Source organism: Novipirellula sp. (assembly GCF_041583735.1).
Taxonomy (GTDB): Bacteria; Planctomycetota; Planctomycetia; order Pirellulales; family Pirellulaceae; genus Novipirellula.
The window spans coordinates 1-9,354 of the sequence record NZ_JBFHFD010000322.1 but is presented as its reverse complement, the minus strand read 5'-3'; the positions used below and the strand labels follow the sequence as shown (position 1 = coordinate 9,354).

The 9,354-nt window shown below is 52.4% G+C and carries 7 protein-coding genes; all 7 read left to right on the top strand.

Going from position 1 to position 9,354, the window contains the following annotated elements; translation table 11 throughout:
- The first annotated feature begins 1,777 nt into the window (after window positions 1-1,777).
- The 7 genes from ABX962_RS21145 (at window position 1,778) to ABX962_RS21115 (ending at window position 8,826) form a co-directional block, all read left to right on the top strand.
- Window positions 1,778-2,335: a GNAT family N-acetyltransferase gene (locus ABX962_RS21145; RefSeq protein ID WP_372722048.1), complete on the top strand. Its 558-nt coding sequence runs from the start codon at window positions 1,778-1,780 to the stop codon at window positions 2,333-2,335.
- 696 nt (window positions 2,336-3,031) lie between these two features.
- Complete coding sequence (locus ABX962_RS21140; RefSeq protein WP_372722046.1) at window positions 3,032-3,175, top strand: hypothetical protein; 144 nt, start codon at window positions 3,032-3,034, stop codon at window positions 3,173-3,175.
- Window positions 3,176-3,369: 194 nt separating this feature from the next.
- Entirely contained in the window at window positions 3,370-3,729 is a 360-nt protein-coding gene (locus ABX962_RS21135) for a hypothetical protein (protein ID WP_372722044.1), read from the top strand.
- A gap of 380 nt (window positions 3,730-4,109) precedes the next feature.
- Window positions 4,110-4,247: a hypothetical protein gene (locus ABX962_RS21130; protein WP_372722042.1), complete on the top strand. Its 138-nt coding sequence runs from the start codon at window positions 4,110-4,112 to the stop codon at window positions 4,245-4,247.
- A gap of 858 nt (window positions 4,248-5,105) precedes the next feature.
- Window positions 5,106-5,972 carry a hypothetical protein gene (locus ABX962_RS21125; RefSeq protein ID WP_372722040.1) on the top strand — a complete coding sequence of 289 codons (867 nt, stop codon included), beginning with the start codon at window positions 5,106-5,108 and terminating at the stop codon, window positions 5,970-5,972.
- An 804-nt stretch (window positions 5,973-6,776) separates the two neighbouring features.
- Window positions 6,777-7,199, top strand: coding sequence for a DUF2251 domain-containing protein (locus ABX962_RS21120; protein WP_372722038.1), 423 nt, complete (start codon window positions 6,777-6,779; stop codon window positions 7,197-7,199).
- Window positions 7,200-8,577: 1,378 nt separating this feature from the next.
- Window positions 8,578-8,826: a hypothetical protein gene (locus tag ABX962_RS21115; protein WP_372722037.1), complete on the top strand. Its 249-nt coding sequence runs from the start codon at window positions 8,578-8,580 to the stop codon at window positions 8,824-8,826.
- Window positions 8,827-9,354: the final 528 nt, after the last annotated feature.

Sequence of the window (9,354 nt, the reverse complement as noted above, 5' to 3'; positions counted from 1 at the left end):
CTGACGTCAATCCGTACGAGCCGCCCACCGCAGAACGCGGAGCTCCGAATCTGGCGATGGGCGTCGCGATTCGTGCAACGATCCAGATCACACCTGCGTTCATGGTCGAATCGCTTTCTCGATACCGACGCAACCGTCGGCATCCTATAAACGGAGAGACGGAGAGACGGAGAGACGGAGACACGGAGACACGGAGACACGGAGTGAGGAGTGAGGAGTGAGGAGTGAGGAGTGAGGAGTGAGGAGTGCTCGGCAGGTGATGGCGGATGTAGGGCAGAAAGATTGGTGCGACAGAAAGATTGCTAGCACGAAGTAACGCGTGCCTCATCGTTCTGCCTTCATCTTTTTGTCACCCATGTTTTTGTCTGGGGTTTGAACATTTTCGAGGCTAGCGTCTAACTGCATTCGTGGTCGTCAAGTCGCGTCGACCATTGGACAGTGAGATGTTCATTCGCGGTGATTAGTGTGATTCGCGGGCAAGCGTTTGCGAGCGGTATGCGCTGCGAGTCAGATGAATTTCCACGGGGCAAGTGCTGCTAATGGACAATCACTCGTCGCGGTCTGGTGATTGCCGACGTTCCCCGATTGGAAATTAGTATTCGATGAATTGGACTTGGCGGTCCAACGTGATCTGGCGGATGAAGGCCGAAGATGTTTTTTGTGTTGCAAACGTAACGAGTGTCGGATTGCAAAACGGGGAACTTGAGAAGTGGGAACCATAAATGAACCCGGATTCACGCAGATGCGTCTGGGGGTGATCTGTGTTCATCGGCGTTCATCTGTGGTTTCATTCGTTGCCAGTTTTTTGTGCTGTGAAGATGGTTATACAGTGCGCAGGAAGTGCGAAGGACGAGGAGTTGGATCGCGTCAATCGACTCGCTACAATTAACGGGCGGTTAGCGGCAAAACATCGGGGAACAACGATGCACCCAAGTCGCCGGCGCGATTGTTTCGTGAACACAAATTAGAATGGCGGCGACGGGGTGATCGTTGCTGTTCCCCGACTCACCTCGCACTCCCATCTTTAGTAAATGCTCGCTGAGCTTGCCGGATTCCTCGTTGACTTTATTGGTGTCTGCCTTCGCGGAGCATTTGGACGCAACGCCAAAGGGCAACCAGACCCGAATAATCCGACGAATCGATGGGCCATATTTGCGACTTCGGTTGTCCTCTTTGCAATCCTGGCTTTGATTGGTTCGTTTTTGGTGATGATTTTCGCCAATTCGTTCACTGCCGTCTGGGCCACTGCGGGCGTCATTTTTTGCCTTGGTCTATTCGCATCCTTCCGCGCCGTATTTCCGTGACGTAAATCGCATTCACTGTGAGGGCTCATATGCCATCCTCTTTACGGTACACTGATCTTGCTCGACGACATGATGAAAACGGCGGGGAACGCTCCGGTGCAACCGAGCGGAGAAGTCGGGCGTTTAGAATTGGATGATCAACCGTCGCCGCCGGGTGATCCGTTCCGTAATGTTGCGATAGCATGCGAATTCTAGCCGCAGTCGTCGGATTCATCGTTGCCGCAATGGCAATCGACGTTTTGCTTGGATTGCTGAACCCGGATCGTCTGCTGCCAACTGAACTTTGCGGCATGATTGGTGATTTGGGTATGTCCGCGTCCTTGTTCATGATACTCGCATTGTTCATTTTCACACCCGCAAGGCCGCCGACGCAACGCTCCTTCGCGTTTCGGATTCCAGTCGCCGATAGCGCGTTTTCAAATGGAGTATCCACCGCGGCGTCCCGGTGATCCCAATCGTTCGCCAGCAGAATTATGGAACTATTCATCCGCAAAGCCGAGCGTGAAGACGCAATCGCCGTGTGGGACATTCGCAATGCTGCGATTCTTGCCCAATGCACGGGACACTACCCCGAAGAGCAGTTGTCGGCGTGGACGGCGGGCGAGATGACGGACGCCTTTGCCGAGACCGTTGCCAAGCATTGGTACGTTGCGACTGTCGACGGATCTGTGGTTGGCACAGGACTGCTTGACTGCTCGACGGGGCAAGTCGACGCTATCTTTGTGCGGCCTGACCGGATGGGGTGCGGGGTCGGCCGCGCCATCTTGGCACACCTGGAATGTCTCGCGGCAAAGATAGGATTGAGACGATTGACCCTCGACTCGACGCTCAACGCTGCTCCCTTTTACAGGCAATGTGGTTTTGTCGGCGATCAACGCAGCGTCTATGAATCCCCACGTGGCATTTCCCTGGCCTGCATTCCGATGGTCAAGCAGCTTGTAACGTCGCCCATCGCCGGTGAACAAACGGATGCGGATGAGACCTCGGCGTCATCCAGCTTAAAACCAAAGTTAACTCCTCGGTCCCCCTGATCCGGGGCGTTCTGGCAGGGAAGGAGTTGCGCGGTTGAATCGGTGTGTGATCAGCGCGGTTGTCGACCCTAGCAAGGACTGGCGTCAACGGAGGTAGGAGCCATCGACCTTGCGACGAGATCGATCGTCGAGGTTTCTAATTCAGCAGTCCAGCCAACCACAGATGAACGCGGAGGAACGCAGATTGTGCCGTTCCAAAGTCTGCGTCCATTTGAGTTTGTCTGTGGTTCCATGCCCATTGGCGTTCATTGGCGTGTTTCGCGGGTAAGCATTGTCATGCTGGATTGGCCGTGAATCAGCCTGATTTACACGAGTCACAATAGGTGTTCACGGCATTTCGTCACAATCCAGTCGGCGATTCCGAGGCAACTCGGTGACCAATTGGACAAGGATCAAATATTGTGACACCCCAAGGAGAAATCTGTAGCAAACCGTGAACACAAAGCGTATCCTAACATCCGAGAGACACCGTTCTGCTCGCCCGAAGTCGGGCTTGCGTGGTTCTACGAATGGACAATCAACTTTCCCGACTCGGTGATGCCGGCCGTTACCCGACGGAGACACCTCTAAACGTTCGACGACACGATGCCTTGGGTTTGTCCTTCCTGCAATTCTGAAACTGAACTCGGCAGTCGTCACTCGCTGTCGCAAATGGTCCCCGCGGTCGATCGATTGGCAGAATGATTAGGTGGCAAAATGATTAACGTGAGCGGATTTATCATGTTGCCTCACATCATTCCGCCAACAAATTTCTTCTTTGTTTTTGCGGTAATCAACGGGTTTGCCGGCGGTCGTTGCGCTCGCTATGATTGGATCAGTGTCAATCGTGGCGGGCAGTGATCTCCCACTACAGCAACCCAGAGAGCTATGGGCTGCAGCGAAATCGGCCGTTTGAGCAAATTGGCCACCACAACGACTCTTGTGTCGACTCGCTGGACCCCAACGTTAGGCGACTCGAGATTGTTCTCAAATTACGTACAGTCACCCTTGCTTCCGAATCTCACCGAATGCCAAATAAATGCAACAAATGCGGAATGACAACCCATAAACCAGCCGCGTCTGCGTGTCTGGCTTGCGGCGAGCCGTTCGAGAACATCGAGCTGCAAGTCGGTGCGAAAAATCGCATCGCTGAATCGTCCGGTTCTTCCGAACATCGACCAACGCCTGGACCTCAGGAGATGCAAGATCCACGAAATTGGTATGTGAAAGTGGTGAATCGACGTGCTAAGGGTGGATTCGCCGTCGGTGTTTTGATGATGATTCTCGGTCTCGCCGGAAAGAGTGTTACCAAGGGATCCGTGGTCGCCGGTGGCGGAAGCCTCGTCGCGATAGGATTAGTTGTTTCGGTGATTGCGGTCGGGCTGATCCTTGTCACACGCCGTCCTGGTTTGTAAAGCCGGCTATTCAGCAACCACGACTGAAACGTCTATCGGCACCTGAAATTTGATGTCGTGGCGGTGGACATGAAGGTGCATCCGAGTCGGCGGACTAGCAAAAATTGAAGGTGACATCACTCGTTTGGGAATCATCGTGTGATGGCCGGCAATACCGACTTGGCGAATAAGCTTGCGGAGCGTACCCAGGGTGTCCAGGCGTATTGCCTTGGGATTGTGATGATCAAGGCCTGACTTTTTGTGGCTCGTAGATGGCCCCCAATCTACTTGAAAGACTGCTGTTGGAAGTGTCGGCTACGAATTGTACGATCTTGGGATGGCGAAGTTGATGGTTGAATGTGTTGTTCGACGCATCCCATTTTACGACGATACGTTCGGTGATGACATTGCGTTTATTCCGAGAGTATGAGTTGGAAAAGGTGGTGGCAAGTATTGGCACCGGAACGGCGGTGGACGCCGTTTTCGTAATGGTTAAGTCGTTCCCCCGCCGCCCGCTGAACCGTACCGATCCGACATGAGGAGGCACGACGTGCCAGCGGAACGCTGTGCCGAGATCTCAAAGAGCCTTATCCGCTCCACAACTATTGAGGCCGCGGTCTCGAGACTCGACCAAAACGAAACTGTTGGACTTCCGGAGGGCTTGAGAGCCAAACTATTCACGACTCTGCTCTTTGTCTTTACGGGGTTGTGGATCGTGCTATTGTTCGGGAGGCTGGTGGTGTTAGCTGCGATTAAACCACCTGTTCGTTTCAGCCGTGCTGTCGGGATCCACTCTCAATCAGCGGCGCGGTAGCGGAAGCCGGTGGCAATAAATTGCATTGCGACTTGGGGTGAAGTACACTCGGTCATAAAAAAAACGAGGTTGTACAAAAAGCAGCATGCCACAATGCCGTGCTAACGGCTCGCCATCTATCCATATGCAAATAGCGTATCGATTGGAACTAGATTTCCGTAAGAGAGACGCCGCATTGATTGAGCGTTAACGTGTTTCGAACAAGTTGCCCCGAAAGATTCGAAGTGGAAGAAACGTTTGCGTTCGTGGGCTTTATTGCTCTAGCTTCCATTGTTGTACAGGCTGAAAAGTAAGTACATGACAAAAGCGATCACGCAACACGACGAATTGAACCATGCCGAAGTGACGATCGAAAAGGCGGGGATGCTGCCGCTCAAATACTGGCTCGAAAATCGAAAAGGGGATTGATGGGCTCGAGGAGTCTTCCCTGATGGATCACGGAAACGGGCTCGACTTCGCGGCGGCTTCTATACCGGGAAAGAGCCTTTAACGTTCTTGGACACGTCGTCTGGTTTTCTCCGGTGAAGTTCGGTAGTTTCAAGGCCGAACTTCTGTTTTGATCACAAACTTTTGTATTGGAATTATGAGACACATCATCTTTTCGGTTTGCTGTTTAGCGATTGCATGTTTGGGTTGCGCGAAGCCGACTGAGACGTTGGAAGCAGCATCCAAGGTCGAGCATTCTGGCTTCAAAATTGATAGTTCGCGGCTAACGGCTCCCTCTGGGTGGAAGAATTTTGAATATAAGTCCGAAGACTACCTGTTGGGGCTCAAGGATCTCGACGTCGCAACGGCAGACCCGTTGTTGCAAGATGCATGGAGATTTGTCGATTCAGATTCGCGTCCTCATCCGCACGACTTGCGGCGGATTCCCGGTTTCATGCTCGAGAGTGCAGAATGCTTTGCTGAGACGGGCGAAGTGGAGCGAGCGTTAGATCTCTTGCAGCGGATGGCGTCGAAGGAACTCGTGACCTCCGAGGATTTGAGTGACGAATATTTTCCATCTCTCGCTGAGAATGCACGGTTTATGGAAATTCGCAGTCAGCTGAAGAGCAAGTCCGACTTGAATGTGTCGGCAAAGCTGATGATACGCACTCCGCCACTGTTTGCTCTTGATGAGATCGCGGCAATTCCGTTGTCACCGTCATTCGTGGCTCCGCAAACCGGATCCGTAACCGTACTCTTCATCGGCACAAAACTTTCGAATTTTCAATACGCGGCCGAAGCGATCAAAGCGGGTGCGAACGTGATCGCAATTGTTGGGGCGGCTGACAAGCAAGTTGAAGGTTTGCAGGCATATGGCTACGACGGAGATATTCGTCGCGATTTTGGGCTGCGAAGCGACACCACTTTCATCGCAGACAAGAACAATCAGGTTCTCGCATACCTGCTGCCTCTGTCGGAGGATGGTTTGTGCACAGCGATCGTTGCTGATCTTCAGGAGCGATAAGCCACCGTTTCGTATTTTTTAACCTGCCAATTTTTTAACCTTTCTCGGTATCTCGGATGCGTGGGCGTCCACGGTCGACAGTGGTGACCGCTATTGCTTCGCGAGTTAGCTGCTACGGCGGTGTCGAAATTCCGCGAATTCCAAGCCAGAGATTACGATCGCTGTCGCCGCTATTGATCGTCGATCATTCATTGATAGCGAGGGTATCCCATTCATGGAGCAGCTTGGGCCAAGTTGGAAGGGGTTGTTCCATTTACTGACGGTCACGCGTACATCTACCACGGACATGAAGACCCGCAGGATCGCAGCGACTGCGGCCCACAGATTTTCTGCTGCCCGGCGGCCAGAAAAAAAATTCCGGCAGTGATTTCCTGAGTCTGAAATGAACGAGGCTAAGTGGGAATTTACTTCCGCATAGGATCTGATTGGTTGGATGGGGCCTCAAGGGCCGAAAGTATTCTATATCTTCTTCTGTGATCCCGATGACCCAATGGCATTGAGTTTTGCAGGCGTAAGGGTAGGCGACATTCGAAATGTGCTGATGAAACGCCAGTCGCTCGATAGTTTTCTTGATAGCACTGACTGTATTGACACCCGCAGATAACGGTAAGCTTTTGACATCGCGAGGGACGAGCCGATATTCAAGGTTTTTGTTCAAAAGACCCGACGATGCGAGGGCGTTGTCTCGACCAACAACTTGAGTTTTGTTTCGTCGAGCCAATCATCATCGCTAGCCAGTCAGAACGTCCAGTCTGAAAATTGCCACACCTACACAAAACACTACAACCATCGCGGATAGATGCTATGACTGCTCGACTCGTTGCCAGCGCCGTGACCAAAGAAATGCTCTCCGTGGGCGTCGAGACCGTTGTGCAATGCGATTCATCAATTGGACGATATCAGGCCGTCTTTGAGGATGACGGCGAGACCGGCTACTTTTACGCTCTCGATACCGAGAAGGCGGACAATCCAATTCTCGATGCATTGCACATTTACAACGTTCAATCCGTTGCCGATAAAGACGAACCATCCGAACTGCATCTCATTTGGTCCGGTGATGGAATGAAGGCTGCGCTCTTCATTAATTCCTATCCCCACGCTATTTACAATTTCGCTGACGCCGTAGGTTGCTGTCGCACTGGCTTTCCTCCACCCGCTGACGCGTCCAAGACGCATGAATGGGACGAGTCGCAGATGGCCCATTTTTTTGCCGAGGAAGGAAAGTAATCAGGGCAGTGTACCCGTGAAGCGAAGTCGGGCGATTGGGCGTTTGGTCAAGTTCTCGTCGCGTCGGGTGATTGCAAGTGTTGCGTGAATAAATCATGAATCGATGGGGAATTCCTTCCGAAATGGAGTCCGCAATACGTGAACGCGATCAGGTTTGCGTTTACTGTGGTGTCGCCTTCACGGAAGCGTACTCGCAAGACGGATCTCGGAAACATCGGCCAACATGGGAGCATATTATCAACGATGCGAGCATTGTAACGTTGGACAACCTCGCGCTGTGCTGTAATTCGTGTAACGCAAGTAAGGGATCAAAGACCTTGGTTAATTGGCTGTCATCGGACTACTGCAGACGCAACGGTATTTCCAATGAATCGGTCGCAGACGTTGTTCGCGCCCATTTAGTAGAGTAACTGGGGAGTGCTCGGCGGGGGGCGTGGCGCAGACTGGTTGGTTGTGTTGACGCTCCTCAGGAAGTGGCGATTGCAGGGCAGAAAGATTGGTGCGACAGAAAGATTTTCGAGACGAAGTAACGCGTGCCTCATTCTTCTGACTTCATCTTTTTGTCAACCATTTTTTTGTTTGTAATTGCTCATCAGGGGACGTTGCGTTTTATTGGGATCGCGGTTGTCGATTCGTGTCGTCGGTTGAGCCGTGCTTCGATCGCTGTCGCCGCTACCGCGGCTAGGGTGGTGCGTTGGTGCCCAAAACCCCACGCTGACGCGTGGGGCTAAATGCTGCCGCCGCTACCGCGGCTATCGTGCGTTGCCCATTCGCGTGATTTGCGGGCAAATCTCTGGAAGCAAAACTTGGCTCGCGAATCATGCGAATTTCCGTCAATCTCCAATCCTCTCGCCGCCGACTTGATCGTGGTGGGCCGTGTGAAGTAATGCCAGGAAAAGAGGTGTCCACTGGGAGCCATTGGACAAGGTTCAAGTATTGTCATACCACAAGGTGAAATCGGTGGCAAACTGAGAGCGCAAAGCGTATTCTAACATCCGAGAGATGCCGTTCTGTTTACTTGAAGGACGGCTTCGGGTTTTACAAATGAAGCATCTCTTCCGTACTCGGTGATTCCTGTCGTTTTACCAGTTGAATGAAGCTACTTGAAATTAAATCAGAAATTGAGAAACCGCCTCGTCCTTGGTTTCAACTGTTTCGATTGTCTGTTAATCGCGGCGCTGCCAAAGAATGGTTCGGCTGCGAGCCATTTGTTGAATTCGTTGACGGACTGGGCAATGCTGACATTTGGGCAATGGAATTTGAGTGTGGTCTTCGAGTTGGTTGCGAGTTCTTGCACCTCGAAACCGGTGGCACCATTAGGGCGTCCGAGCCAAACGCCTCGCACGTTCAGAGACACCTCCGGCACTGGCAAGCAAAAATGGAACCGTATCCAGTCGGTACCTTTACCGATTTGGACAAAGCGACGATTCAACACTTCGCGGACCGCCACCCAGAGTTGCTCGAGCGGCATTCCTATCAACTGTGGCGAATGGGGGACGACGGCAACGAAATGGCCATTGGTGAACCAACGTCGTTTCTTGATGCGAGGTGCTGGCAACACGATCTGGAGTCTCGCAAACACAAACAGATCTATTGGATATCGAAGTATGCGATTAGCGAAGATTAGTGTTCTCTCCGACTTGAACGCTAATTGCCACTATTAGACGTTTCTTAAATCACGGTCTTGCCCATGTTTCCGCTGGTTATCGCCAGCTTGCTGAGTTGCTCGGTCGATTGGTGCTGGGGTTTTGATCATTAGGAGACATAGCGTTTTATTGGGCTCGTGGTCGTCAATTGAACTTGTCTGTTGAGCATTGCGACAATCGCTACCGCGGCTTTCCTGCGTTGCCCATTCGCGTTCATTCGCGGGCAAATCTCTGAAAGCAAAACTTGGCTCGCGAATCATGCGAATTTGCAGGCGTATCGCTAGGGGTGGCAACGCGTCGTGCAAACGCCTTCGTCGGATCGGAGGTGGTGCGCTCATCCTCGGGACGGTTGCGCCAAGGGGTTGGGGACGCTCTCGGGTAACGATCGATTGATCTGGAATGGTTCCACCCACAGGTCTATAGCTTGCGGCCGCTTTGCCGGCTATCAGTTTTTTCGTAAATCTTGTCGTCAATGCCAGTCGCATTGGGGCGGCCAGATTAGCTATATT

Coding starts and splice junctions, on each gene's coding strand:
- ABX962_RS21145 (WP_372722048.1), top strand. CDS start 1,778: ATGGAACTATTCATCCGCAAAGCCGAGCGTGAAGACGCAATCGCCGTG.
- ABX962_RS21140 (WP_372722046.1), top strand. CDS start 3,032: ATGATTAACGTGAGCGGATTTATCATGTTGCCTCACATCATTCCGCCA.
- ABX962_RS21135 (WP_372722044.1), top strand. CDS start 3,370: ATGACAACCCATAAACCAGCCGCGTCTGCGTGTCTGGCTTGCGGCGAG.
- ABX962_RS21130 (WP_372722042.1), top strand. CDS start 4,110: ATGACATTGCGTTTATTCCGAGAGTATGAGTTGGAAAAGGTGGTGGCA.
- ABX962_RS21125 (WP_372722040.1), top strand. CDS start 5,106: ATGAGACACATCATCTTTTCGGTTTGCTGTTTAGCGATTGCATGTTTG.
- ABX962_RS21120 (WP_372722038.1), top strand. CDS start 6,777: ATGACTGCTCGACTCGTTGCCAGCGCCGTGACCAAAGAAATGCTCTCC.
- ABX962_RS21115 (WP_372722037.1), top strand. CDS start 8,578: ATGGAACCGTATCCAGTCGGTACCTTTACCGATTTGGACAAAGCGACG.